This is a genomic window from Blastococcus sp. TF02A-30 (assembly GCF_003319185.1).
Lineage (GTDB): Bacteria > Actinomycetota > Actinomycetes > Mycobacteriales > Geodermatophilaceae > Blastococcus.
On sequence record NZ_QOHJ01000003.1, the window covers coordinates 362,628 to 387,196 of the forward strand.

The following is a 24,569-nucleotide window of genomic DNA, read 5'->3' on the forward strand; positions in this document are numbered from 1 at the left end:
GTCGTCACTCGCCGAAGCGGCGGTGCCGGGCGGAGTAGTCGCGCAGCGCGCGCAGGAAGTCGATCCGGCGGAAGTCCGGCCAGTAGACGTCGGTGAAGTGGAACTCGGCGTTGGCCGTCTGCCACAGCAGGAAGCCCGACATGCGCTGCTCGCCGCTGGTCCGGATGACCAGGTCCGGGTCGGGCTGGCCGCGGGTGTAGAGGTGCTCGGCGATGTGCTCGACGTCGAGCTGCTCCACCAGCGCCTCGAGCGGGGTGCCCCGCTCGGCGTGCTCGGCCAGCAGCGAGCGGACGGCGTCGGCGATCTCCCGCCGCCCGCCGTAGCCGACGGCGAGGTTGACCGTGGCCCCGGGCCGGTCGCAGGTGTCCTCCTCCGCCCGCTTCAGCACCGCGACGGTCTCCGGGGGGAGCACCTCCGGCGCGCCCATCTGCCGGACCTTCCAGCGCCGGCCGGGGGCGGACAGGTCGACGGCGACGTCCTCGATGATCCGCAGCAGCGCGCTGACCTCGGCCTCGGGACGGTTGCTCAGGTTGTCCGTGGAGAGCATGAAGAGCGTGACCACCTGGACACCGGCGTCGTCGCACCAGGCCAGCAGGTCGCGGATCTTGTCGGCACCGCGACGGTGGCCGTGGGCGACGTCCTCGAGGCCGATCGAGCGCGCCCAGCGGCGGTTGCCGTCCATGATCACGCCGACGTGGCGGGGCACGTCGGCCCCCACCAGCGCGCGGGCCAGCCGGCGCTCGTAGACCCGGGTGAGCGCGTCCCGGACGGTCTGGCGCACTCCCACGCAGGTCACCCTAGGCCCCTGCCGGTGCCCCGGCAGGCACCCCCGCGAGGAGGTTGGCAGCAAGCTCAAAGGGTGCCGGCATGACGCCGGACCTACGGCTCCGTAACCTCGGACCATGAGCCACCCCTCCCCGACCGAGCACGAACCCGTCCGGGTGGAGGCCGACAGCGCCGAGCTGGAGGCGCCGCGCGACCAGGCGCGCACCGCCGTCCTCGCCGAGGGCGAGCGGGTCGAGCGCGAGTGGACCGCCGAGGACTTCGGCGACAGCGACTGGAACCACCCCGACACCCGGCCCCGCATGCGCGGCTGGCTGCACCTGTTCTCGTTCTTCGGCGCGATCGTCGCCGGGGCGGTCCTGATCCCGCTGGCCTACGTGGAGAGCGCCCGGGCCGGCCTGTCGGTGACCGTCTACTGCCTCACGATCTGCGGGCTGTTCGGCGTCAGCGCGCTCTACCACCGGCGGCGCTGGTCACCGCGCGGCTGGAAGATCATGAAGCGGCTCGACCACTCGATGATCTTCCTGTTCATCGCGGGCACCTACACGCCCTTCGCCCTGCTCGCCGTCGACCAGGTGACCGGGTTCTGGGTGCTCGCGGTGGTCTGGATCGGCGCGCTGTGCGGCGTGACGCTGAAGATGACCTGGCCGACGGCGCCCCGCTGGGTGGGCGTGCCGCTCTACATCGGCCTGGGCTGGGTCGCGGTCTTCGTGCTCACCGACATCCTGCACTTCGCCGGGGTGGCCTCGCTGGTGCTGCTGGCCACCGGCGGCGTCCTCTACACGCTGGGCGGCGTCGCGTACGGCGTCAAGAAGCCCAACCCGTGGCCGGGCACGTTCGGCTACCACGAGGTCTTCCACGCCATGACTGTCGTCGCGGCGATCTGCCACTACATCGCGGTCTACTTCGCGATGTACAACTCGCCCTTCAACTAACGGTCAGCTGAACGGCGGGCGGTCGTCCAGCCTCACCGACAGCCGGCCGGCGGTCCGCCAGAGCCGCGCGACGACGTCGCGGTCCGCGTCGGTGACCAGGTTGCCCATCACGCGCAGCGCCACCGTCATGAGCGGCCGCACGCGCATGCCGACCGGGCCGGCGGCCGGCAGGAAGCGGGGCACGGTGAGCAGCCCGGCCAGCCGGCGGGCGATGGAGAACGCCTCGCCGTAGTGCCGGCGCAGCGTCGCCGGCCACGCCGCCGACCAGTCCGCCTCGTCGAGCAGGCCGGCGATCGAGCGCCCGGTCTCGAGCCCGTAGTCGATGCCCTCGCCGTTGAGCGGGTTGACGCAGCCGGCGGCGTCACCGATCAGCGCCCAGTTGCGGCCGGCCACGCCCGAGACCGCGCCGCCCATGGGCAGCAGCGCCGAGGCCGGCAGGCGCACCGCGCCGTCCAGCCGCCACTCCTCGCGACGGGCGTCGGTGTAGCTCTCCAGCAGGGCCTTGAGCTGCACCCCGGCCGGCCGGCGGGAGGTGGCCAGGGTGCCGACCCCGATGTTGACCTCACCGGCCTCGGCGCCCAGCGGGAAGATCCAGCCGTAGCCGGACAGCAGCTCGCCGTCGACGCCGCGCAGCTCCAGGTGCGAGGAGATCCACTCGTCGTCGCTGCGGCCCGACGCGACGTACCCGCGGGCGGCGACGCCGTAGGCGGTGTCGCGGTGCCACTCGCGGCCCAGGACCCGGCCGAGCGGGGAGCGCACCCCGTCGGCGACCACCAGCCGCTCGCAGGTGACCGTCCTCGTCGCGCCGTCGCCGTCCTCGAAGACGACGCCGCGCACCCGGTCCCCGTCGCGGACCACGTCCACCGCCCGGGCGCCGTCGACCGGCACGGCGCCGGAGTCCACCGCGACCCGGCGGATCCGGTCGTCGAGCTCGGTGCGCGGCACCGCGCTGCCGTGGTCGGGGAAGGCGCCACCGGGCCAGGGCAGCTGCCACTCGCGGCCGAACCCCGCCGCGCGCAGGCCCCGGTTGCGGGCCTTGGACCGCGCCCAGTCGCCCAGACCGAGGTGGTCCAGCTCGGCGATCGCGCGCGGCGTCAGCCCGTCACCGCACGTCTTGTCGCGCGGGAAGACGGCGGCGTCGGCCAGGACGACGTCCCGCCCCGCCCGCGCGGCCCAGGCGGCGGCCGCCGAGCCGGCCGGGCCGGCTCCGACCACGAGGACGTCGGTGGCGGACGGCGCGGCGCTGGCTGGCACGCCGCCCAGTGTCCCTGGTGGCGGCGACGGGTCGCGCACCCGCTCAGCCGAACAGCGGGAAGACGTCGGCCCGCTCGCCCAGTTCGGCGCGGTCGGTGCTGGTCAGCGCCTCCCGACCGGTCCCGCGGCGGGCGGCGGTGACGTCGTCCCACCGGGCCGGGAGCGGGCCGCCGGCCAGCTCCGCCAGGATTCGCCGGACCTCCGCCAACGGCCCGGCCGACGGCCCCGAACGGTCCAGCCGGGCGACCAGGTCCAGGTGGTGGACGGCGGCCTCGACCACGAGCGTGGAGAGCACCGCGTCGACCTCCATCACCCAGCCCTGCGTGCGAACCAGCTCCCCCGCCGGGACCCGGCCGGCCGCCACGAGAACCGCCGCGGCGGCCTCGGCGTACGCCTCGACCAGCTCGGGGAAGCCGAGGGCGGTGCTGGCGACGACCCGGGTGCGCCGCAGCGCGTCGTCGTCGCCGGGCTGGGGCGGCTGCCACCCGGCCCAGTAGGTGGCGGCATCACGATCGGCCGGCCCGGGCGCCGGGGTGTTGAGGGCCACCAGCGCCCGCCGGGTGTCACCGAGCAGGTGGAAGCCGAGGTCGTGCACGGTCCACCCGCGGCAACCGGTCGGCGCCCACTGGTCGCCCTCCCGGGCCACGTCGTGGAGCGTCCCGGTCAGGTCGCCGTACGCGGTGCGCAGCAGTTCCAGCGGTGCGGTCACGAGCGCAGCGTGGCAGAGATCAGCCCGCCTGCGGCCCCCGTCCGCGGACCTCCTCGACCGCGGCCATCGCGTTCCGGAGCTCGGTCAGCCACTCGTCGGTGTGCCGGCCGACCAGCCGCACCGCCCACGCCAGGGCGTCGGAACGGGACCGGGCCACGCCGGCGTCGACGAGGGTGTCGAGCACCAGCCGCTCGGGCTGGCGGAGCCGGGTCATGACCGGCACCGAGGCGTGGGTGAACAGCTGGCGGGTGCCGCCGCAGACCGCCCCCCAGGCGACCGAGCGGCCGTAGCGCTGCTGCGCGGCGTCGGCGACGGCCATGCGCTCCCGCCGCGTCTCCTCGCGGAACCGCTCGATCCGGCCCGCCCGGGCGGCGTCGGCGTCACCGGCGCCCGCGTCGGGCTCGGCCAGCGTGCCGACGACCGTGATCTCGTCCCGGTCCACGGTGATCTCCACGGGGCCGGTGAACCACGCATCGGGCAACCGGCCGGCGAACCACCCGGCCACCTCCTCCCGGTCGACCGGCGGCGGGGCGTCCGCGCCCCGACCGCGCCCGCGACCCCGACCGGCACCGAACTGCATCTCGGCGAAACGCTGGTACCCGTGCACGACGACCTCCCCAGCCGCTTGATTACGTGGTTGCACGGTAAGCGCGTGCTGCCCGCCGCGGGGGGCTTTCGCTCCCGGCGGAACGGCGCGGGACGTGGGTCCCGGCGCGACCGGGGCTGTCGGCACTGACCCGACGGCCCGCCCCGGCCCAGGCTGGGCGCCCAGGCCCCTGAGGGAGGAGGGCGGATGCCGGACCTGTCGACCACCTCTGCCCCACGCCCGGCCGCGCCGCCCGACCCCGGCGCCGTCCCACCGGGCGCCCAGCCGGGCGAGCTGCCGGCGGAGCCCGCCACCCTGGTGCGGATCGGAGCGATGACCCGCCACCTGCTGCGCGAGGTCCGTGACGGTCCGCTGGACGGGGCGGCCCGGGCGCGGCTGCGCTCCATCCACCTGGCGTCGCTGCGCGAGCTGCAGGCCGCCCTGCCCCCGGAGCTCGGCGCGGAGCTGGACCGCATGACGTTCCCCCTCCCCGACGACGGCGCGCCGACGGTGGCCGAGCTGCGGATCGCCCAGGCCCAGCTCATCGGCTGGCTGGAGGGCGTGTTCCACGGCATCCAGCTGGCGCTGTCGCTGCAGCAGGCCGGCGCCGGCGCCGGGCTCGCAGGCCTGCGCCGGCAGGAGCTGCCGCCCGACCTGCCGGACGCCGAGGGTCTCTACCTCTGAGCACCCGTCCACGACCCGGACCGCGGCGTCCGGGCAGCCCGCGGAGGAGCACGACCATGACCCCGGACGACGACCGTCCCGCGGCACCGCACGGCCGCCCGATGCGCCCGGAGGACGCCTTCTGGCTGGAGCTGGACCGCCCGGAGAACCTCATGGTCGTCACCTCGCTGATGTGGACCAGCGAGGAGGTGGACCCCGACCGGCTGCGCGCCGTCGTCCGGGAGCGGATGGTGGACCGGTTCCCGGTGTTCCGCCAGCGGCCGGTCCTGCACGGCGGCCCGCTCCGCCGCGGCCGGTGGGTGGAGGACCCCGACTTCACCCTCGACCGCCACCTGCTGGTCCGCCCGGCACCCGACGGCGGCGACCGACGGGCACTGGCGGAGTTCGTGGGCGAGCAGCGGGGCATCCCGCTGGAGCCGCAGCACCCCATGTGGCGCATGCACCTGCTGCAGGGGTACGCGGGGGGCAGCGCGCTCGTGACCCGGTTCCACCACTCGATCGCCGACGGGATCAGGTCCACCGAGGTCATGCTCGGGCTGCTCGACCCCCTGGACGGCGAAGCGCCCCGGTTCACCGCGCGGGTGGGGCGGGTCCGTCCCGCGCACCGGGCCACCGGCCCCGCGGCCCCGGTGCTCACCGCCCTGAACACCGGGCTGGCCCTGCTGACCATCGGGCTGTGGTCCAACCCGCGGACCGCCCTGGAGGGACGGCCGCGCGCGGCGAAGTCCGCCGCCTGGGGCGATCCGGTCCCCCTCGAGGTGGTCGCCGGCATCGGGCGGCGCACGGGGACGACGGTCAACGACGTCTGCACCGCGCTGGTGGCGGGCGCCCTGGCGCGCTACCTGGCTCGCTCACCGCACGGCCCGCGCCTGAGCACCGGTGACGACGACGTGGCCTGGATGGTGCCGGTCAACCTGGCCGCTCCCGCGCCGCAGCCACCGGAGCAGCTCGGCAACCACTTCGCCCTCGTCCTCGTGCCGCTGCCGGTGGGCCCGCGGTCCTTCCCCGACCGGCTCGCGGTGGTGCACCGGCGGATCCGGCGGATCCGCGACTCGTGGGAGCCGGTGCTGACCCTGGGCCTCAGCGACGCGCTGACCCGCTCGCCGGCGCTGGTCGGCGGGGCGGTCACCCGGTGGCTCGGCGGCAAGGCGGTCGGGGTGCTGACGAACGTGCCCGGCCCGCGCGCCCCGATGTCCCTGGCCGGCGCCCCGGTCGCCGGGGTGGTCGGGTGGGCGCCGACCAGCGACCGGCAGGCGCTCACGGTCACCGTCTTCAGCTACGCGGGCTCGGTGACCGTGGGCTTCGGGGCCGACTGCGCGGTGGTGCCCGACGTCGACGCCCTGGTCGCGGCGTTCCAGGAGGAGGTGGCCGAGGCGGTGGCCGGGTGCGCGGACCGACCCTGACCGCCGCGCCGGGTCAGGCCGCGTCGACCGGGTGGGCCGCCCGCCCCTCCTGCGGCGCCCGCTCGCGCGCCGGGACCAGCAGGACGGGGCACGGCGCCGCCACGGCGCAGCGCAGGGCCACCGAGCCGAGGAAGCGGCCACCCAGCCCGCTGCGGCCGTGGTTGCCCAGCACGAGCAGCGCGGCGCCGCGCGCCCGCTCCACCAGGACGTCGGACGGCGACCCGTCGACGACGTCGATGCGCGCCCGCACCGGCCGCTCCACGCCGGCCAGCACGGCCTCCACCATGGCGGCGGCCCCCCGCTGCACGTCGGCGCGCACACCGGCGTAGCTGGGCACCACCGTCGTCGCCAGGTCGTTCCACTCGCCGCTGCCCTCGCAGACGGCCACGACGTCGACCTCGGCGCCGAGCCGGCCGGCCTCCTGGACGGCCGTCGCCAGCGCGGCACGTGACTCCGGGGACCCGTCGACGCCGACGACGACGCGCGGTACCGCGCCCGTGGGGGCGGCGGCGTCCTCGAGGGGCACCACCTCGACCGGTCCGGCGGCGTGCCCGAGGCAGCGCAGCGCCACCGACCCGATCAGCGCGGTGCGCACGGCACCGTGCCCGTGCCGCCCGACGACCAGGAGCTCGGCCCCCGCGGCCCGCTGCAGGAGCACGTCCGCCGCGGGGCCCTCCACGACGTCCACCGTGATCGCCGGAACCGTGGCCAGCTCCGCGCCCACCGCGGCCACGAAGTCCTCGGTGCGGGCCAGCGTCTCGCGGTGCAGCCGCTCCGGATCGGGCACCAGGGAGCCGCTGGTCCACGGCAGGGCCGCGGAGAAGGTGGCGATCACCTCCACGTCGGCGCCGCGCCGGAGCGCCTCAGCGACGGCGTGCCGCAGCGCCCGGCGGCTGCCCGGCGAGCGGTCGACGCCGACGACGATGCGTCGCCGCGGTGACCTGGCCCCGTTGCCCTGCCCCTGCTCCCCGGCCATCTGCCCGACCTCCAGCCGCCCCTCCCGCGAGGGTGCCCCCCGACCATGGCGGGACGGGGCGGGCGCGCCATCGGACCGAGGACCCGCCGGGGAGGGACCTTCGGCACCGTTCCGGTGATCAGCCGGCGGAGCCGGGGCGCTCGGGTTCGTCTCCGCGCGGCGGCTCGATGGCCAGCGGCGCCCTGCGCAGCTCGTCGAGCAGCTCCTGGCCGGGCTCCCGTGGCTCCACCAGCTCCGCGGGGGTGTCGGGCACCTCCGGGAGCTGGTCCTCGGGGTCGAAGCTCCGGGGCAGCTTCTTCAGGTGCCCCGACATCGACCTCACCAGCAGCGCGACCGCGATCAGCAGCAGCACGATCAGCAGCAGGCCGATCGGGCCGGCCTTGCCGACGTCCTCGACCGGCTGGTCGCTCGCGGCCAGGACGATGCTGGCGCCGGTCATCGGACGGCCACCTCGCTGCGCAGCCCGGCGAACAGGTCGTCCTCGGGGGTGGTGGAGTCGACCAACGACCGGACCAGCTCGTAGTCCTCGGTCGGCCAGATCTCCTGCTGGGTCTCGACCGGGCAGGCGAACCAGCGGCCCAGCGGGTCGATCTGCGTGGCGTGCGCGATCAGCGCGGCGTCGCGCACCGGGAAGTACTCGCCGCACGGCACGCGGGTGGTGACCCGGTGCGAGATGTCGTGCGCCGGGTCCCAGTTCTCCAGCCACTCGGTGTAGGGCGACTCCGCGCCGGTGGCCAGGATCGCCTCGTGCAGCGCCTTGGTCCGGGGCAGCGTGAAGCTCATGTGGAAGTAGACCTTGCTGATCTGCCAGGGCTCGCCGAGCTCCGGGTAGCGGTCCGGGTCGGCCGCGGCCTCGAAGGCGTACATGGAGATCTCGTGGGTCTTGATGTGGTCGGGGTGCGGGTAGCCGCCGCGCTCGTCGTAGGTGAGCATCACCTGCGGCTTGAACCGGCGGATCAGCTCCACCAGGGGCGCCGCGGCCTCCTCGACGGGCACGAGGGCGAAGCAGCCCTCCGGCAGCGGCGGCAGCGGGTCGCCCTCGGGCAGGCCGGAGTCGACGAAGCCGAGGAACTCCTGCTCGACGCCGAGGATCTCGCGGGCCTTCGCCATCTCCTCCCGCCGGATCTCCGGCAGGCGGTCCCACACCTCCGGGCGGTCCATGGCGGGGTTGAGCACCGAGCCGCGCTCGCCGCCGGTGCAGGTGGCCACCATGACGCGGACGCCCTCCGCGACGTACTTGGCCATCGTCGCGGCGCCCTTGCTCGACTCGTCGTCCGGGTGGGCGTGGACGGCGAGGAGGCGCAGCTGGTCGGGATCGGTCACCGGAGCATTGTCCCCCGTGGGCGGCGGGAGGCGGCGGCACTCCCCCGGACGGGTCCGGCCGGGGGCGGCGCGAGTCCGTGCACCGGCGCCGTCGGCGGTGTTAGCTTGGCCGTTCGACCAGCGGCCGTCCCCGTTCGGGGGCGGCCTCCCGAGTCTCAGGAGTACCTCACGTGTCGACCCCCACCGACGAGCAGGACCAGGGCATCTGGCTGACCCAGGAGGCCTACGACCGGCTGAAGGCCGAGCTGGACCAGCTGGTGGCGAACCGACCGGCGATGGCCGCCGAGATCAACGCCCGCCGCGAGGAGGGCGACCTCAAGGAGAACGGCGGTTACCACGCCGCCAAGGAGGAGCAGGGCAAGCAGGAGGGCCGCATCCGCCAGCTCACCGACCTGCTCCGCAAGGCGCACGTCGGCGAGCCGCCCACGACGGCGACCAACGCCGCGCTGGGCACGGTCATCACGATCAAGTTCGCCGGCGACGACGAGACGGAGAAGTTCCTCCTCGGGTCGCGCGAGATCGCGGGCACGACCGACCTCACCGTCTACTCCCCCGAGTCGGCCCTGGGCGCGGCGATCATGGGTGCGGCGCCGGGTGCGACCGTGACCTACCAGGCGCCCAACGGCCGCGACATCACCGTCGAGGTCGTCGGCGTCGAGCCGTTCGTCCCCTGACGGGCCGGGCGGACAGGTCACGGTGAGCTCGCCGCGGGCCCGCTCCCGGCGGGCGGAGAACACCGGCTTCCCGTGCGTGCACTGCGCCGCGCCGGTACCGGCGAACACCGACGGGCACTACCGGAACCACTGCCCGTACTGCCTGTGGTCGCTGCACGTCGACGACCTGCCGGGCGACCGGGCCAGCGAGTGCCGGCAGCCCATGGAACCGATCGGGCTGGTGGAGAAGTCGGGCAAGGGCTGGCAGGTGGTGCACCGCTGCACGGCGTGCGGCCACCGCCAGCCCAACCGGCTCGTCCGCGAGGGCGCCGCCCCGGACGACCTGGACCTGGTGCTGTCGCTGCCCTGGCTGTAGGCCCCCGTCAGGCGGCGAGGCCCCGGCGGCGGAGCAGCGGTGCGGGGTCGGCGTCCCGGCCCCGCACGGCGCGGAAGGCGGCCAGCGGGTCCACCGAGCCGCCCACCGCGAGCAGCCGCTGCCGGAACGCGTCGCCGTTCTCCCGGCGCAGGCCGCCGTTCTCCTTGAACCACTCCACGGTGTCGGCGTCGAGGACCTCCGACCAGATGTAGGAGTAGTAGCCGGCCGAGTACCCGCCGGCGAACACGTGCTGGAAGTAGGTCGTCCGGTACCGCGGGGGCACCAGGTCGGACGCGACACCCGCCGCCTCGAGCGCCCGCCGCTCGAACGCCGCCGGGTCGCCGACCTCGGTCTCGGGCGCGATCCGGTGCCACGCCTGGTCCAGCAGCGTGGCGGCGAGGTACTCCAGCGTCGCGAACCCCTCGCCCCAGAGCCGGGCGGCCTCGATCGCCTCGACGGCCGACGGCGGCAGCGGCTCGCCCGTCTCCACGTGCCGGGCGTAGTTGCCGAGCACGTCCGGCCACATCGCCCACATCTCGTTGACCTGGCTCGGGAACTCGACGAAGTCCCGGGGGACGCTGGTCCCGGCGAACCGGGGGTACGTCACCGAGGAGCTCAGCCCGTGCAGCGCGTGGCCGAACTCGTGGAACAGCGTGTCGACCTCGTCGAGCGTCAGCAGCGCCGGCTGCCCCTCGGGCGGACGGGCGACGTTGAGGTTGTTCACCACCACCGGCCGGGTGCCCAGCAGCCGCGACTGGGTGACGAAGGAGTTCATCCAGGCACCGCCGCGCTTGCCCTCGCGGGCGAAGAAGTCGCCGAGGTAGAGCCCGAGCGGGGCGCCGTCCGCGTCGCTGACCTCCCAGACGCGGACGTCGGGGTGGTAGCCCTCCAGATCGGGCCGCGGGGTGAAGGTGAAGCCGTAGAGCAGCCCGGCGGCGTGGAAGACGCCGTCGACCAGCACCCGGTCCAGCTCGAACCACGACCGCAGGGCGGCGGTGTCGACGGCGTAGCGCTCGGCGCGCACCTGCTCGGCGTAGAAGGCCCAGTCCCAGGCGGCGAGCTCGACGCCGTCGCGGGCCGCGGCCTCGGCGAGCACCTCCGCCTCGGCCTCGGCGTTGGCCATGGAGGCGGGGACCATCGAGGCCAGCATGGCGTCCACCGCCTCGGTGGTGCGCGCGGTCGAGTCGGCCAGCACCAGGTCGGCGTGCGTGCCGAAGCCCAGCAACCGGGCCCGCTCGGCGCGCAGCCGAGCGATCCGGACCGCGACCGGCCCGTTGTCGTGCTCGCCGGCCGATGCCCGGGTCACCGATGCCTCGTGCACCCGGCGGCGCAGCGCCCGGTCCCGCAGCTTGGCGAGCAGCGGCTGGCGCGTGGGCAGCAGCAGCGGCAGCACCCAGCCCTCCAGCCCCCGGTCGGCGGCGGCCGTCGCGGCGGCGGCGACCTCCTCCTCGCCGAGCCCGTCGAGCTGCGCCCGGTCGGTGACGTGCACCGCGGCGGCGTCCATCGCCTGCTGGACGTTCTGGCCGAACTGCGTCGACAGGGCCGAGAGCTCCTGGTTGAGCTCGGTGAGCCGGGCCCGCCCGGCCTCGTCGAGCTGGGCGCCGGCCAGGACGAAGTCGAGGTGGTAGCGCTCGACCAGCCGCACCGACTCCTCGTCCAGGCCGGCGTCGTGGCGCGCGGCGTGCACCGCGTCGATCCGGGCGAACAGCGCCGGGTCCAGGTGCAGGGCGTCGGAGTGCGCCGCCGACAGCGGCGCGATCTCGCGCTCGATCTCGCGCAACCGCGGCGTCGACACCGACGGCGTGAGGTTGTGGAAGACCCGCTCGGCGCGAGCGAGCAGCCGGCCGGACCGCTCCAGCGCGACGACGGTGTTCTCGAACGTGGCCGGTTCCGGGGACCCGACGATCGCCGCCACCTCGACCCGCTGCTCCGCCATGCCGGCCAGCAGCGCCTCGCGGCAGTGCTCGAGGGAGATCTCCGCGAAGGCTGGCAGCTGGAAGTCCAGCGGCGACGGAGCGAACAACGGGTTGGCCGGGGTCACCGCGGGGGTGTCAGGAGCGCTCATCGACCCCCATCCTGCGCCAGGTTCGTGTCCGGCGCGTCACCAGGCGCTCACCGTGCGGCGGTACGCCGGTAGGCGCGCACGGAGAGCGGCACGAAGACGACCAGGATGATCGCGGTCCACAGCAGCGTGTACAGCTCCGGGTTCTGCAGCGGCCACGCGTCGGGCACCGGCGCGCCCGGCACGGTGTTGCCGAACAGCTCCCGAGCTCCCTGGACGACCGTGGACACCGGGTTCCACTCGGCGAAGACGCGCAGCGCCGCGGGGAAGGACTCCAGCGGCACGAACGCGTTGGACGCGAAGGTCAGCGGGAAGATGACCATGAAGCTGGCGTTGTTCACGACCTCCGGCGTCCGCACCAGGAGCCCGACCAGGGCCATCAGCCAGCTGATCGCGTAGGCGAACACCAGCAGCAGGACGAACCCGCCGATCGCCTCGACCACCGAGGAGTTGATCCGCCAGCCCACCGCCAGACCGGTCAGCGCCATGACGGTGATCGAGATGATGTTGAGCCCGGCGTCGGCCACCGTCCGGCCGATCAGCACGGCCGCGCGGGACATGGGCAGTGAGCGGAACCGGTCGATCAGACCCTTCTGCAGGTCCTCCGCGATCGAGGCGCCGGTGACCGTGGACCCGAAGACCACGGTCTGGGCGAAGATGCCCGGCAGCAGGAACTCGGCGTAGTTGATGCCCGGCGGGAGGTTGATCGCGCCCCCGAACACGTACCGGAACAGCAGCACGAACATGATCGGCGACAGCGTCGCGAACACGATCAGGTCGGGTACCCGCTTGACCTTGATCAGGTTGCGCTTGGTGATGACCGCGCTGTCGGACAGCGTGGCGGCGAGGCTGCTCATCGGACTCCTCCGGTCACGGCCGGCTCGGCCGGTTGCTCGTCGTCGGTGGCGACCTCCTCGGCCGCGTGCCCGGTGAGGGCGAGGAAGACGTCGTCGAGGTCGGGCCGGCGCAGGCCGACGTCGAAGATCCGGTCGGTGTCGCCGTCGAGCCGGCGCAGCGCCTCTGCCAGCACCTCGGCACCGCCGCTGACCGGCATCGACAACCGGCGGCTGGCGACGTCGACGTGCGGTTCGTCCACCGCCAGCGGGCGCAGCGCCTCGACCATCCCCGGGAGCGCAGCCGCGTCGGTCACCGTGAACTCGAGCCGCTGACCGCCCACCTGGGCCTTGAGCTCGTCGGCCGTGCCGCGGGCGATGACCCGACCGCGGTCGATGACGACCATGCGGTCGGCCAGCCGGTCGGCCTCCTCCAGGTACTGGGTGGTGAGCAGGATCGTCGTCCCGCCGTCGGCCAGCTCGGCGATGAACTCCCACATCGCCAGCCGGCTGCGCGGGTCGAGCCCGGTCGTCGGCTCGTCGAGGAACAGCACCCGCGGTCTGTTGATCAGCGAGGCGGCGATGTCCAGCCGGCGGCGCATGCCGCCGGAGTACGTCTTCGCCGGCCGGTGCGCCGCCCCGGTGAGGTCGAAGCGCTCCAGCAGCTCCCCCGCCCGGGCCCGCGCCTCGGCCTTCCCCAGCCGGTAGAGGCGGCCGACCATCTCCAGGTTCTCGAAGCCGGTGAGGTACTCGTCGACCGCGGCGTACTGACCGGTCAGCCCGATGGCCGCGCGCACCGCGTCCGCCTCGCGGACGACGTCGAGACCGACCACCTCCGCCCGGCCCGCATCGGCCTCGAGGAGGGTGGTGAGGATCCGCACCACCGTCGTCTTCCCCGCACCGTTCGGCCCCAGCAGCCCGAGCACCGACCCCTCGGTCACGGTCAGGTCCACTCCGTCGAGCGCTGTGGTGGCGCCGAAGCGCTTGACCAGCCCGTCGACGACGATCGCTTCGCTCATGCCGGCCACGCTATGAGTGGCCTACGACACTTTCGAGCTCTTTTCGCGGCCGCCCCCTGCCGGGGGTCCTTCTTCAGTTCTGGGTGACCTCGTAGCCCGCCCGCTGCAGCACGCCGACGACCTCGCCGGCGTGCTCCGGACCGCGGGTCTCGAGGACGACGAAGACCTCCACCTCGCCGAGGTCCAGCCGCGTCGTCGTCCGCTCGTGCTCGACCTCGAGCACGTTGGCGCCGACCGCGGCCAGCTCGGTCAGCACCGCCGCCAGGGATCCGGGGCGGTCGGGCACCCGGAGCCGCAGCGACAGGTAGCGCCCCGCGGCGGCCATGCCGTGCTGCACCACCTTGAGCAGGAGCACCGGGTCGATGTTGCCGCCCGAGACGACGGCGACCACCGGCGGCGCGAAGGCCGCCGGATCGGCCAGGACGGCGGCGACGGCGGCCACCCCGGCCGGCTCCACCACCAGCTTCGACCGCTCCAGGCAGAACAGCAGCGCGCGGGAGAGGTCCTCCTCGGTGACCGTGCGCACCTCGTCGACCAGGCCGCGCACGTGGGCGAAGGTGAGGTCGCCCGGCATCGGGACGGCGATGCCGTCGGCCATCGTGGCCATCGACGGCACGGGCACCGGCCGGCCGGCGGCGAGCGAGCCGGGGAGAGCGGCGGCGGTCGCGGCCTGCACGGCGACCACGCGCACGTCGGGCCGCCGGTCCTTGACCGCCGCGGCGACGCCCGACACCAGCCCGCCGCCGCCGGCGCACACCAGGACGGTGGCCACGTCGGGGCACTGCTCGAGCAGCTCCAGCCCGACGGTGCCCTGGCCGGCGATGACGTCGGGGTGGTCGAACGGGTGGATGAAGACCGACCCGGTGCGCTCGGCGTGCGCCGCGGCCGCCAGCAGCGGCTCGGCCAGCGACTGGCCCAGCATCTCGATGCGGGCGCCGTAGGCCCGGGTGGCGGCCACCTTCGGCAGCGGCGCCGTCTCCGGCATGTACACGGTCGCCTCGGCGCCCAGCAGGCGGGCGGCCAGCGCGACGCCCTGCGCGTGGTTGCCGGCGCTGGCGGCGACGACCCCGCGGGCGCGCTCCTCGTCGGTCAGCCGGGCGATGCGGGTGTACGCGCCCCGGATCTTGAACGACCCGGTGCGCTGGAGGTTCTCGCACTTGAGCCAGACCGGTCCGCCGACCCGGTCGGCGAGGCCGCGCGAGTGGTGCAGCGGGGTCCGTCGGACGACGCCGTCGAGCAGCGCGGCGGCGGCCTCGACGTCGGCACCGGTGACGAGGGGAGCGGGCACGACGGCGATCCTCGCAGGCAGCGCGACGCAGGCGTGCCGGGACGCGCGTGATCGTCGTACCGTGGTCGAGGTGACGGACCTGGCGACAGCAGCCACCCCCTCCCCCGCACCCACCACCCTCGGCGAGCTCCGCGCGAGCGGCGCCACCTACCGGCCGGTCAAGGCCGAGATCCGCACCAACCTGCTCGCCCGCCTGGGCCGTGGCGAGCCCAGCCTGCCCGGCATGGTCGGCTTCGAGGACACCGTGCTCCCCGAGGTCGAGCGGGCGCTCATCGCGGGCCACGACCTCGTGCTCCTGGGCGAGCGCGGCCAGGGCAAGACCCGCCTCATCCGCACGCTGGTCGGGCTGCTCGACGAGTGGACGCCGGTCCTCGCCGGCAGCGAGCTCAACGAGCACCCGCTGGCCCCGATCAGCGTCTGGGCGCACCGGCAGCTCGCCGAGCACGGCGACGCCACCCCCGTCGGCTGGCTGCACCGCAGCGAGCGGTTCGGGGAGAAGCTGGCCACGCCGGACACCAGCGTCGGCGACCTCATCGGCGACGTCGACCCGATCAAGGTCGCCGAGGGCCGGACGCTGGGCGACCCCGAGACGGTGCACTACGGGCTCGTGCCCCGCACCAACCGCGGCATCTTCAGCGTCAACGAGCTGCCCGACCTGGCCGAGCGGATCCAGGTCGCGCTGCTCAACGTGCTGGAGGAGCGCGACATCCAGATCCGCGGCTACCGCGTCCGCCTGCCGCTGGACCTGCTGCTCGTGGCCAGCGCCAACCCCGAGGACTACACGAACCGCGGCCGGATCATCACCCCGCTCAAGGACCGCTTCGGCGCCGAGGTGCGCACCCACTACCCGGTCGAGCTGGCCGACGAGATCCGGCTGCTGCACCAGGAGGCCGAGACGTCGTCGCTCGGCGGGGACGGCGGCACCGCCCCGCTCGTGCCCGAGCACCTGGCCGAGATCGTCGCCCGCTTCACCCGCCTGGTGCGGGAGTCCAGCCACGTCGACCAGCGCTCCGGCGTCAGCGCCCGGTTCGCCATCGCCGGCCTGGAGACCGTCGCCGCCTCCGCCGTCCGGCGGGCCGCGATCTCGGGTGAGACCCGGCCGGTGGCCCGCGTGGTGGACCTGCCGAGCATCGTCCCGGCCAGTCGCGGGAAGGTCGAGTTCGCCGACTCCGGCGCCGATCCGGACGACGACCGCGAGCTGGAGATCCTCGACCACCTGCTGCGGCAGGCGACCGCCCAGACCTTCCGCGCGCGGTGCGCCGGGCTGGACCTCACCGGGCTGCAGGAGCACTTCACCGGCGGGGAGACCGTCGAGTCCGGCGACCTGGTCAGCGCGCCGGCGCTGCTCGGTCAGCTGGGCACGATCCCGCGGCTGGCCGAGCTGCTGGGCCGCCTGGGCGTGCCCGAGGGCGAGCAGTCCGCCGAGCAGGCGGCCGCGGCGGTGGAGTTCGCGCTGGAGGGGCTGTACCTGACCCGCCGGCTGGCGAAGGACACCGACGGCGGCCGCACGGTCTACGGGGCCTGACCGTGACCCGCGGACGCCCACCCAGGGGCTACCGGTACGGGCGCTGGCGCGGCGGTCCGGACCCGCTGGCGCCGCCGTACGACCTGGGCAACGCCGTCGACGAGATCGGCGACTCGGTGCTCGGCGGCAGCGGCGTCCGGGAGGCGCTGCGCGAGCTGCTGCGCCGCGGCACCGAGGGCCGCCGGGGCCTGGACGAGCTGCGCCGCTCCGTGCGCGACCGGCTGCGCAAGGCCCGCACCGCCGGGCGGATGGACGGCACGCTGGAGGAGGTCCGAGAGCTGCTGGACCAGGCCCTGGAAGCCGAGCGCCGCGAGCTGTTCCCCGACCCGGACGACGCCGCCCGGCTGGCCGAGGCCGAGCTCGACGCCCTGCCCGACGACACCGCCGGCGCCGTCCGGGGGCTCAAGGAGTACTCCTGGCGGTCGCCCGAGGCGCGGCAGGCCTACGACCGGATCCAGGACCTGCTCCGCCGGGAGGTGCTCGACAGCTCCTTCGCCTCCATGAAGCAGGCGCTGGAGAACGCGACCGAGCAGGACATGCAGGCGGTCAAGGACATGGTCGCCGACCTGTCGCAGCTCATCGACGCGCACAACCGCGGCGAGGACACCGAGCAGCGGTTCGCCGACTTCATGGAGCAGCACGGCCAGTTCTTCCCCGACGACCCGCAGTCGATCGAGGAGCTGATCGACTCCCTCGCCCGCCGCGCCGCCGCGCAGGAGCGGATGATGGCCGGCCTCTCCCCGGAGCAGCGCGCCGAGCTGGCCGAGCTCATGGCGCAGACCATGCAGGACATGGGGCTGGCCAGCGAGATGGCGCACCTCTCCGACGCCCTCCGCCAGGCCCGGCCCGACCTGCCCTGGGGGCAGCGCGGGCAGGTGCCCGACGGCGAGCAGGCGCTCGGCATGGGCGACGCCACCAGCGCCGTCGCCGAGCTCGCCGACCTCGAGGCGCTGTCCAGCCAGCTGTCGCAGGGCTACGCCGGCGCCTCGCTGGCCGACATCGACGAGGAGCTGCTCGAGCGCGCCCTGGGCCGGCCGGCCGTCGACGACCTCGCCGCGCTGCGCCGGCTGGAACGCGAGCTGGAGCGGCAGGGCTACCTCAACCGCTCCGACGGGAAGCTGGAGCTCTCCCCCAAGGCGGTCCGCCGGCTCGGCGCGACGGCGCTGCGGCGGGTGTTCGCCAAGCTCGACGCCACCGGCCGGGGCGAGCACGACGTCGCCGACGCCGGTGCCGCCGGCGAGCTCACCGGCAGCTCCCGGGAGTGGCGGTTCGGCGACGAGCAGCCGCTCGACGTCGTCCGCACCCTGAAGAACGCCGTCCTGCGGACGGCGCACGAGGACCGTGACGACCGGAAGGTCCGGATCGCCGTGGAGGACTTCGCGGTGGTGGAGACCGAGCGGCGCACCGGCGCCGCGGTCGCGCTGCTGGTCGACCTCTCCTACTCCATGGCCCTGCGCGGGACCTGGGGCGCGGCGAAGTCGACGGCGATGGCGCTGCACTCGCTGGTGACGACGAAGTTCCCCCAGGACGCCATCCAGATCATCGGCTTCTCCTCGACCGCGCAGGTCCTGCGCCCGGAGACCCTCGCCGAGCTGTCCGTGGACACCCTGCAGGGCACCAACCTGCAGCACGGCCTGATGCTGGCGCGGCGGTTCCTCGCCCGGCACCGCGACGCCGAGCCCGTGGTCCTGGTGGTCACCGACGGCGAGCCCACCGCGCACCTGGAGGACGACGGGACGCCGTTCTTCTGCTGGCCGCCGATGCCCGAGACGATCGCCCGCACGGTCGCCGAGGTGGAGCGGGTGGCCCGCTCCGGCGCGACCGTCAACGTCTTCGCCCTCGACCCCGACCCGGGGCTGGTGCACTTCGTCCACGACCTCACCCAGCGGGCGGGCGGGCGGGTCTTCCAGCCCGACGCCGACCGCCTCGGCGAGTACGTCGTCGCCGACTACTTGCGCACCCGGAGGGGGCGGCGGGCGCGCTAGCCGACGGGGTGCGCGCCGCTCGAGCTGATGCCCGGGATGGCGCCGGCGCGGAAGGCGTCGACGAACCGGCGGTGGTCCTCCTGGGTCTGCCGCGCGTAGCCGTGGGCGAACCCGACCAGGTCGGCGACGAACTCCTCGCGCCGGCCGCCGATCATGGCGGTGATCGCCTCCTCTGTCTGGAACGGCACCAGCGTGTGGTCGCTGTCGGCGTCGCCCACGCAGTGCAGCTTCGCCGTCGCCCGGCCGAGCTGCACCAGCACCGGCAGGATCTCCTCCGGCTCGGTGAGGTCCTCCCAGTCGAGGTCCAGCTCGTAGGGCGAGAGCTCGGCGACGACGAAGCCGACGCCGCGGATCTCCGTGTGCCCCAGGAACTGCGAGGCGTTGGCCTGCAGCGCCCGCTGGCTGACCGCCGTCCGGTGGCCGTGGTGCTCGAAGTACCCGGCGACCTCGGGGTCGTCGACGATGCGGCTGGGCGCGGCCACGTTGCCCTGCTTGAGCGAGAGGACGACGTCGTTCTCCAGCGCCTGGTCGTAGCCCTCGAGCAGCACGTTGTAGGCCGGCAGCCCGGCGCTGCCGATGCCGAAGCCGCCGGTGGCGATGACGTCCTTGACGTCGTAGGCCACGTCGCGGCGGCGCCGGGGCGGGACGACGGTGCCGCGGTAGCGCTCGAGCGCAGCCATGACCTCGGCCCGTTCGGCGTCGTGCAGCCGGCGGTTGCGCGGGACGTCGGCGAACCGGCGCTCGTACCCCTCGACGACGGTGAGCCGGTCGACCAGCCCGGCCCGGCTGCGAGCCGTGGTGGCCAGCACCAGGTCGTGCACGGCGCCCTCGGTGTTCTCGCGGACCAGCGCGAACGAGCGGTCCTCGTCCGAGCGGGTGAACGCCGCGACCTGGTCGAGGTAGGCGCCCAGGTAGGCGGCGAGCAGCTCGGAGATGACGTCGTCGCCGAGCGCCTTGCGCCACGCGAGCAGGGCGAAGCTGGCGCAGAACCGGCGCAGGTCCCAGCTCACGTGCCCGACGTAGGCCTCGTCGAAGTCGTTGACGTCGAAGACCACCCGCCCGGCGCCGTCCATGTACGTGCCGAAGTTCTCCGCGTGCAGGTCACCCTGGATCCACACGCGCGACGTCCGCTCGTCGCACCAGCGGTCCTCGATCGTCGTCATGTCGGCGTAGAACAGACACGCGCTACCGCGGTAGAAGGCGAACGGGTCGGCCGCCATCTTCCGGAACTTGGTGCGGAAGGCGTCCGCGTCGGCCCGCATGAGGTCGGCGAAGGCGTCGACCAGCACGTCGACGATCAGCCGACTCCGGTCGTCGAGGGTTGTGGACTGGGTCACACCTGAGGGGGATGGGGCCACAGGTGGCACCGTAGAGGGCCGATAACCTCGGTGAAGGGTGATCACCGGCGGTGATCCGGGCAGGACGGGAAGCGGGACGGAGGATCCGTGACGCGAGCGGGGACAGCGCGACGGCTGGCGGCCGGCGCCGCCTACGGGGGCGGCGGGGTCGGGCTGGCCGGCGCCGCGCTCTACGCGGTGCTGCGCGAGGAGGCCCGTGCTGCCCGCCGCAACATCGACGCCCGCCGCGAGCCCGACCCGCCGGCCGGCAACGGGGTGTACGGCCGCGGCCGGACCAGGCCGCTGTCGTTCGTGGTGCTCGGCGACTCCAGCGCCGTCGGCCTGGGCGTCCAGCGCGCGGCCCAGACCCCTGGCGTGCTGCTGGCCGCCGCCCTGGCCGAGCTGGCCGAGCGCCCGATCAGGCTCACCCGGCTCGCGGTGTCCGGCGCCAAGTCGCCGCAGCTGGCCGACCAGGTCGAGGCCGCCCTGGAGGAGAAGCCCGCTCTCGCGCTCATCATGATCGGCGCCAACGACGTCACCAGCCGCACCCGGCCGTCGGTGTCGGTGCACCACCTCGGGGAGGCGGTCCGCCGGCTCACCGAGGCCGGTGCGGAGGTCGTCGTCGGCACCTGCCCCGATCTGGGCACCATCCGGCCGATCGGCCAGCCGCTGCGCCTCCTCGCCCGCCGGTGGAGCCGGCAGCTGGCCGCCGCGCAGACCATCGCCGTCGTCGAGGCCGGTGGCCGGACCGTCTCCCTGGGCTCGGTCCTCGGCCCGAAGTTCGCCACCGACCTCTCGATGTTCAGCAACGACCAGTTCCACCCGAGCGCGGCCGGCTACGCCCAGGCCGCCGCGGTGCTCCTTCCCGCGCTGGCCGACGCCATCGGCGCCTGGCCGGAGGGCGCCGACCGCCGGCTGCGCACCGGCCGGCGGGAGGCCGTGCAGCCGGTCGCGCGGGCGGCCGCCCGCGCGGCGGCGCGGTCCGGCACCGAGGTGCAGCCCGCCGAGAAGCGGGGTGCCACCGCCGGCCCCCGCGGCCCCTGGGCGCTGCTGCGCCGGCCGCGGACGCCGGAGGTCCCGACCGCGGAGGAGGCCGAGCGCGCCGAGCAGTCGCCGGAGGTCCTGGCGCCCTGAGCGGCGGCGGCCGGGCCCCGCTGCGGCAGGGGGCGATCCGGCCGGTCGGGACCGGGGTAGTTTCGCGGGGACCGACGTCCCGGGCGCAGCTCGTCCGGACCCACCTCATCGCGGAGGACTCCATGCCCGAAGCCGTCATCGTCGCGACCGCGCGCTCGCCCATCGGCCGCGCGTTCAAGGGGTCGCTCAAGGACCTGCGGCCCGACGACCTGGCCGCCACCATCGTGCGCGCCGCCCTGGACAAGGTGCCGGCGCTCGACCCGCGCGACATCGACGACCTGATGCTGGGCTGCGGCCTGCCCGGCGGTGAGCAGGGCTACAACATGGGCCGCGTGGTGAGCGTGCTGCTCGGCATGGACCACCTGCCCGGCACCACCATCACGCGCTACTGCTCCTCGTCGCTGCAGACCACCCGCATGGCCATGCACGCCATCAAGGCCGGTGAGGGCGACGTGTTCATCTCCGCCGGCGTGGAGATGGTGTCGCGGTTCGTGAAGGGCAACAGCGACGGCCTGCCCGACACCCAGAACCCGGTGTTCGCCGACGCCGAGGCCCGCACCGCGAAGGTCGCCGAGAACGGTGCGGACGGCTGGCGCGACCCGCGCGAGGACGGCGACGTCCCCGACGTCTACATCGCCATGGGCCAGACCGCGGAGAACCTCGCGCTGCTCAAGGACGTCTCCCGCCAGGAGATGGACGAGTTCGCCGCGCGCAGCCAGAACCTCGCCGAGCAGGCCATCGCCGACGGCTTCTGGGAGCGGGAGATCACCCCGGTCACCACGCCGGACGGCACCGTGGTCAGCACGGACGACGGCCCGCGCGCCGGCACGACGGTCGAGGCGCTCTCGCAGCTCAAGCCGGTCTTCCGCCCCGACGGCCGGGCCACCGCCGGCAACGCCTGCCCGCTCAACGACGGCGCCGCCGCGGTCGTCGTCATGAGCGACACCAAGGCCGCCGAGCTGGGCCTGACCCCGCTGGCCCGCATCGTCTCGACCGCGGTCACCGGCCTCTCGCCGGAGATCATGGGCTACGGCCCGGTCGACGCCTCGAAGCTCGCTCTCCAGCGCGCCGGCATGACCATCGACGACATCGACCTCGTCGAGATCAACGAGGCGTTCGCCGCCCAGGTCATCCCCAGCTACCGCGATCTGGGCATCGACATCGACAAGCTCAACGTGCACGGCGGCGCCATCGCCGTCGGCCACCCGTTCGGCATGACCGGTGCCCGCATCACCGGCACGCTGATCAACGGTCTGCAGACCAAGGACAAGACCTTCGGCCTGGAGACCATGTGCGTCGGTGGCGGCATGGGCATGGCGATGGTCATCGAGCGCCTCTCGTAACGACCCCTGGCACGACAGCGGCCCGGCCCCCGCGAGGGGACCGGGCCGCTGTGCGTTCCGGGGTCAGTTGTCCTGGAAGTAGGACAGCAGCCGCAGGATCTCCAGGTACAGCCAGATGACGGTGACCAGGAGGCCGAAGGCGATGTACCAGGCGAACTTCGCCGGGGCGCCGCGGCGGATGGCCTCGTCGGCCATGTCGAAGTCGAGCAGCAGCGAGAACGCCGCCACACCGATCACGACCAGGCTGAACAGGATGGCGATCGGGCCGCCGTCACGCAGGTTGAGCGCGTCGCCGTCGGCCGAGAAGAAGCTGGCGATCAGGTTGACCACGATCAGCGCGAAGACGCCGATCATGGCGGCCAGCAGCCAGCGGGTGAACTTCGGCGTCACCCGGATGGCGCCGGTCTTGTAGACCACGAGCATGCCGGCGAAGACACCGAAGGTGCCGATCAGCGCCTGCATCACGATGCCGGGGTAGACCTCGTTGAACGCCTCGCTGATCGCGCCGAGCGCGACACCGTAGAGCGCGCCGTAGGCCAGCGTCGCGACCGGGTTGGCGATCTGCTTGAACGCGATCACCAGGCCCAGCACGAACGCGACCAGGACCGCGGGGAGCGCGAAGCCCCAGGCGGCCTGGCCGGGCATCGCCCAGGTGACGGCCGCGGCGAGCACGGTCACCAGGAAGGAGAGACCGGTCTTGGTGACGACGTCGTCCATCGTCATGTAGCGCGTGGTCGTCGCCGAGTAGGGCGACGGGGCGGCGTACGGATCGGCCGTGGGGGCGCCGTACTGGCCGTACTGCTGCTGGGGCGCGGCACCCCAGCCGGCGTACTGCTGGCCGGAGCCGCCGGCGGTGCCGCCGAGGCCCCGGAACGCCGGGTTGTTGCTGGGCATCGTCATCTCCTCGAGGTGACTTCGGAGTCGTGGGGTCCACGCTGGTGCACCCCACTCGGTCAGGTCAACGCCCCCGGGGCCGCGGAAGTTCCGGCGTGTCGGGGACGTCCGCCGTCCTATCCTCCGCGGATGGAGCTGGCGGTCACCGGCGCGCTCGTCCACTGGCGGGGGCCTGCGCCCTTCCACTTCGTCCCCGTGCCCGACGAGCAGTGCGCCGCCCTGGAGGCGGTCTCGGGGCAGGCGAGCTACGGCTGGGGCTGCATCCCGGTCACCGCGCGGATCGGCGGCACCCGGTTCACGACGTCGCTGTTCCCCAAGGACGGCGGCTACCTGGTCCCGGTGAAGGCAGCGGTCCGCGTGGCCGAGCGGCTCGACCTGGGCGACGAGGTGACGGTGCAGCTCACGGTCGCCGTGTGACGGCGGTGCCCCCGGTCGGTTTCGAACCGACACTGGGACCCTTTTAAGGGGCCTGCCTCTGCCAGTTGGGCTACGGGGGCTCGCTGCGCACGGTAGTGCCGCCGGCCGTCCCTTCCGTACGGTGATCGCTCCGCAGCCGATCCTGGAGGTCCCCGGTGCCCGTCGCCCGCCCGCAGGTCCCCGTCCCGGTCATGCGCGCCGCGGTGCGCGCGCTGGTCCGGCCCGTGCTCGGCTCGGGCCTCCCGGCGCCGGTGCAGCGGCGCTGGCTCGAGCTGGTCTCCGGCACCTCCCCCGCGGCGCCCGGCGTCGCGGTGCGCCGCGGCACGCTCGCCGGCCGCCCGGTGGAGACGCTCGTGCCGCCGGACGCCGTGCCCGGCCGCGCGGTGCTGTACCTGCACGGCGGCGCGTTCCTCGTCGGCTCCCCGCGCACCCACCGGGCGCTCACCACGCACCTGGCGGTCGCGAGCCGCGCCACGGTGCACGCCCTCGACTACCGGCTCGCCCCGGAGCACCCGTTCCCCGCCGCCCTCGACGACGCCGTCGGCGCCTGGCAGGAGCTGCTCGCGGACGGCGCCGAGCCGGAGGCCACGGCGCTGGTCGGCGACTCGGCCGGCGGCTGGCTCGCCCTGGCCGCGGCGCTGCGGCTGCGCGACGCGGGCGGCGCCCAGCCCGCCGTCCTCGGGCTGGTGTCGCCCTGGCTGGACCTGGAGTGCTCCGAGCCGACGCCGGGGGTGGCCGACGCGATGCTCGACGCCGACCGGCTGCGCCGCGCGGCCGCGGTGTTCGAGGGCGCCACGGTGCTCCCCCGGCTGCTGGACGCCGACCTCGCCGCCCTGCCCCCGATGGTGGTGCAGGTCGGCAGCGAGGAGATCCTGCTGCCCGACGCGGTCCGGCTGGCGCGCCGGGCGCGGGCGGCCGGCGTCCCGGTCGACCTGCGCCGGCTGGACGGCCTCTGGCACGTGGCCCAGACGTCCGCGGGCTCGGTCGCGGAGTGCACCGCGGCCGTCGACGCCCTCGGGTCGGCGCTCGCCGCCCGGCTGGCCGGCTGAG

General features: G+C 74.6%; 24 protein-coding genes and 1 tRNA gene. 11 read left to right on the forward strand and 14 right to left on the reverse strand.

Annotation, left to right across the window (positions count from 1 at the left end; translation table 11 throughout):
* Positions 1–4 precede the first annotated feature (4 nt).
* The gene (locus DQ241_RS08980) at positions 5–787 is read right to left on the reverse strand and encodes an isoprenyl transferase (RefSeq protein ID WP_113829822.1); all 783 of its coding nucleotides are present in this window, start codon (positions 785–787) and stop codon (positions 5–7) included.
* 115 nt (positions 788–902) lie between these two features.
* On the opposite strand from DQ241_RS08980, the gene DQ241_RS08985 reads away from it, so the two are divergent.
* Positions 903–1,718 carry a hemolysin III family protein gene (locus DQ241_RS08985; RefSeq protein WP_113829823.1) on the forward strand — a complete coding sequence of 272 codons (816 nt, stop codon included), beginning with the start codon at positions 903–905 and terminating at the stop codon, positions 1,716–1,718.
* Between the two features lie 3 nt (positions 1,719–1,721).
* Here the strand turns inward: DQ241_RS08985 and DQ241_RS08990 are convergent, their stop codons facing one another.
* The 3 genes from DQ241_RS08990 to DQ241_RS09000 are packed head-to-tail and all read right to left on the reverse strand — an operon-like array spanning position 1,722 to position 4,288.
* Positions 1,722–2,972, reverse strand: a complete 1,251-nt coding sequence (locus DQ241_RS08990) for a geranylgeranyl reductase family protein (protein WP_113829824.1) — start codon at positions 2,970–2,972, stop codon at positions 1,722–1,724.
* 43 nt (positions 2,973–3,015) lie between these two features.
* Complete coding sequence (locus tag DQ241_RS08995) at positions 3,016–3,681, reverse strand: maleylpyruvate isomerase N-terminal domain-containing protein (RefSeq protein WP_113829825.1); 666 nt, start codon at positions 3,679–3,681, stop codon at positions 3,016–3,018.
* 19 nt (positions 3,682–3,700) lie between these two features.
* Positions 3,701–4,288 (reverse strand): hypothetical protein, encoded by a 588-nt coding sequence (locus DQ241_RS09000; protein ID WP_304554640.1) that lies wholly within the window; start codon positions 4,286–4,288, stop codon positions 3,701–3,703.
* A gap of 186 nt (positions 4,289–4,474) precedes the next feature.
* On the opposite strand from DQ241_RS09000, the gene DQ241_RS09005 reads away from it, so the two are divergent.
* Complete coding sequence (locus tag DQ241_RS09005; protein ID WP_113829826.1) at positions 4,475–4,951, forward strand: proteasome activator; 477 nt, start codon at positions 4,475–4,477, stop codon at positions 4,949–4,951.
* Between the two features lie 56 nt (positions 4,952–5,007).
* On the forward strand, positions 5,008–6,354 hold the full coding sequence (locus DQ241_RS09010) for a WS/DGAT domain-containing protein (protein ID WP_113829827.1): 1,347 nt from the start codon (positions 5,008–5,010) through the stop codon (positions 6,352–6,354).
* A 13-nt stretch (positions 6,355–6,367) separates the two neighbouring features.
* Here DQ241_RS09010 and DQ241_RS09015 read toward each other — a convergent pair whose 3' ends face one another.
* The 3 genes from DQ241_RS09015 to mca all read right to left on the reverse strand — a co-directional run bounded on the left by DQ241_RS09015 (position 6,368) and on the right by mca (position 8,653).
* Entirely contained in the window at positions 6,368–7,330 is a 963-nt protein-coding gene (locus DQ241_RS09015) for a universal stress protein (RefSeq protein WP_113829828.1), read from the reverse strand.
* A 118-nt stretch (positions 7,331–7,448) separates the two neighbouring features.
* A complete protein-coding gene (locus DQ241_RS09020) occupies positions 7,449–7,769 on the reverse strand; it encodes a hypothetical protein (protein WP_113829829.1) in 321 nt (106 codons plus the stop codon).
* Entirely contained in the window at positions 7,766–8,653 is an 888-nt protein-coding gene (gene mca / locus DQ241_RS09025) for a mycothiol conjugate amidase Mca (protein ID WP_113829830.1), read from the reverse strand. The genes DQ241_RS09020 and mca overlap by 4 nt, the downstream gene beginning before the upstream one ends.
* A gap of 170 nt (positions 8,654–8,823) precedes the next feature.
* Between mca and greA the strand changes: the two genes are divergently transcribed.
* Together greA and DQ241_RS09035 are read left to right on the forward strand one after the other, a co-directional pair.
* Entirely contained in the window at positions 8,824–9,327 is a 504-nt protein-coding gene (gene greA, locus DQ241_RS09030) for a transcription elongation factor GreA (protein ID WP_113829831.1), read from the forward strand.
* Between the two features lie 22 nt (positions 9,328–9,349).
* A complete protein-coding gene (locus DQ241_RS09035) occupies positions 9,350–9,682 on the forward strand; it encodes an RNHCP domain-containing protein (RefSeq protein ID WP_199584223.1) in 333 nt (110 codons plus the stop codon).
* A gap of 7 nt (positions 9,683–9,689) precedes the next feature.
* Here DQ241_RS09035 and DQ241_RS09040 read toward each other — a convergent pair whose 3' ends face one another.
* The 4 genes from DQ241_RS09040 to ilvA form a co-directional block, all read right to left on the reverse strand.
* Positions 9,690–11,747 carry a M3 family metallopeptidase gene (locus tag DQ241_RS09040; protein WP_113829832.1) on the reverse strand — a complete coding sequence of 686 codons (2,058 nt, stop codon included), beginning with the start codon at positions 11,745–11,747 and terminating at the stop codon, positions 9,690–9,692.
* Positions 11,748–11,794: 47 nt separating this feature from the next.
* On the reverse strand, positions 11,795–12,601 hold the full coding sequence (locus DQ241_RS09045; protein WP_113829833.1) for an ABC transporter permease: 807 nt from the start codon (positions 12,599–12,601) through the stop codon (positions 11,795–11,797).
* Positions 12,598–13,596 (reverse strand): ATP-binding cassette domain-containing protein, encoded by a 999-nt coding sequence (locus DQ241_RS09050; protein ID WP_113829975.1) that lies wholly within the window; start codon positions 13,594–13,596, stop codon positions 12,598–12,600. The genes DQ241_RS09045 and DQ241_RS09050 overlap by 4 nt, the downstream gene beginning before the upstream one ends.
* Positions 13,597–13,669: 73 nt before the next feature.
* Positions 13,670–14,884 (reverse strand): threonine ammonia-lyase, encoded by a 1,215-nt coding sequence (gene ilvA, locus DQ241_RS09055; protein WP_233492325.1) that lies wholly within the window; start codon positions 14,882–14,884, stop codon positions 13,670–13,672.
* Positions 14,885–14,945: 61 nt separating this feature from the next.
* Between ilvA and DQ241_RS09060 the strand changes: the two genes are divergently transcribed.
* Positions 14,946–16,409, forward strand: coding sequence for a sigma 54-interacting transcriptional regulator (locus DQ241_RS09060; RefSeq protein WP_199584225.1), 1,464 nt, complete (start codon positions 14,946–14,948; stop codon positions 16,407–16,409).
* A 2-nt stretch (positions 16,410–16,411) separates the two neighbouring features.
* Complete coding sequence (locus DQ241_RS09065; RefSeq protein ID WP_113829834.1) at positions 16,412–18,394, forward strand: VWA domain-containing protein; 1,983 nt, start codon at positions 16,412–16,414, stop codon at positions 18,392–18,394.
* On the opposite strand, the gene DQ241_RS09070 is transcribed toward DQ241_RS09065, so the two are convergent.
* A complete protein-coding gene (locus DQ241_RS09070) occupies positions 18,391–19,731 on the reverse strand; it encodes a DUF2252 domain-containing protein (protein ID WP_233492326.1) in 1,341 nt (446 codons plus the stop codon). The two genes, DQ241_RS09065 and DQ241_RS09070, sit on opposite strands and share 4 nt — an antisense overlap.
* A gap of 108 nt (positions 19,732–19,839) precedes the next feature.
* Between DQ241_RS09070 and DQ241_RS09075 the strand changes: the two genes are divergently transcribed.
* Both DQ241_RS09075 and DQ241_RS09080 read left to right on the forward strand, forming a co-directional pair.
* Positions 19,840–20,865, forward strand: a complete 1,026-nt coding sequence (locus DQ241_RS09075; RefSeq protein WP_113829835.1) for an SGNH/GDSL hydrolase family protein — start codon at positions 19,840–19,842, stop codon at positions 20,863–20,865.
* 122 nt (positions 20,866–20,987) lie between these two features.
* Complete coding sequence (locus tag DQ241_RS09080) at positions 20,988–22,208, forward strand: acetyl-CoA C-acetyltransferase (protein ID WP_113829836.1); 1,221 nt, start codon at positions 20,988–20,990, stop codon at positions 22,206–22,208.
* Positions 22,209–22,271: 63 nt separating this feature from the next.
* On the opposite strand, the gene DQ241_RS09085 is transcribed toward DQ241_RS09080, so the two are convergent.
* The gene (locus tag DQ241_RS09085) at positions 22,272–23,102 is read right to left on the reverse strand and encodes a Bax inhibitor-1/YccA family protein (protein ID WP_113829837.1); all 831 of its coding nucleotides are present in this window, start codon (positions 23,100–23,102) and stop codon (positions 22,272–22,274) included.
* A 129-nt stretch (positions 23,103–23,231) separates the two neighbouring features.
* Here DQ241_RS09085 and DQ241_RS09090 point away from each other — a divergent pair, with 129 nt between their 5' ends.
* Positions 23,232–23,519: a DUF1905 domain-containing protein gene (locus DQ241_RS09090; RefSeq protein ID WP_113829838.1), complete on the forward strand. Its 288-nt coding sequence runs from the start codon at positions 23,232–23,234 to the stop codon at positions 23,517–23,519.
* Between the two features lie 6 nt (positions 23,520–23,525).
* On the opposite strand, the gene DQ241_RS09095 is transcribed toward DQ241_RS09090, so the two are convergent.
* Positions 23,526–23,599, reverse strand: a tRNA-Leu gene (locus DQ241_RS09095).
* A gap of 75 nt (positions 23,600–23,674) precedes the next feature.
* Here DQ241_RS09095 and DQ241_RS09100 point away from each other — a divergent pair.
* Positions 23,675–24,568, forward strand: a complete 894-nt coding sequence (locus DQ241_RS09100) for an alpha/beta hydrolase fold domain-containing protein (protein WP_113829839.1) — start codon at positions 23,675–23,677, stop codon at positions 24,566–24,568.
* Position 24,569: the final 1 nt, after the last annotated feature.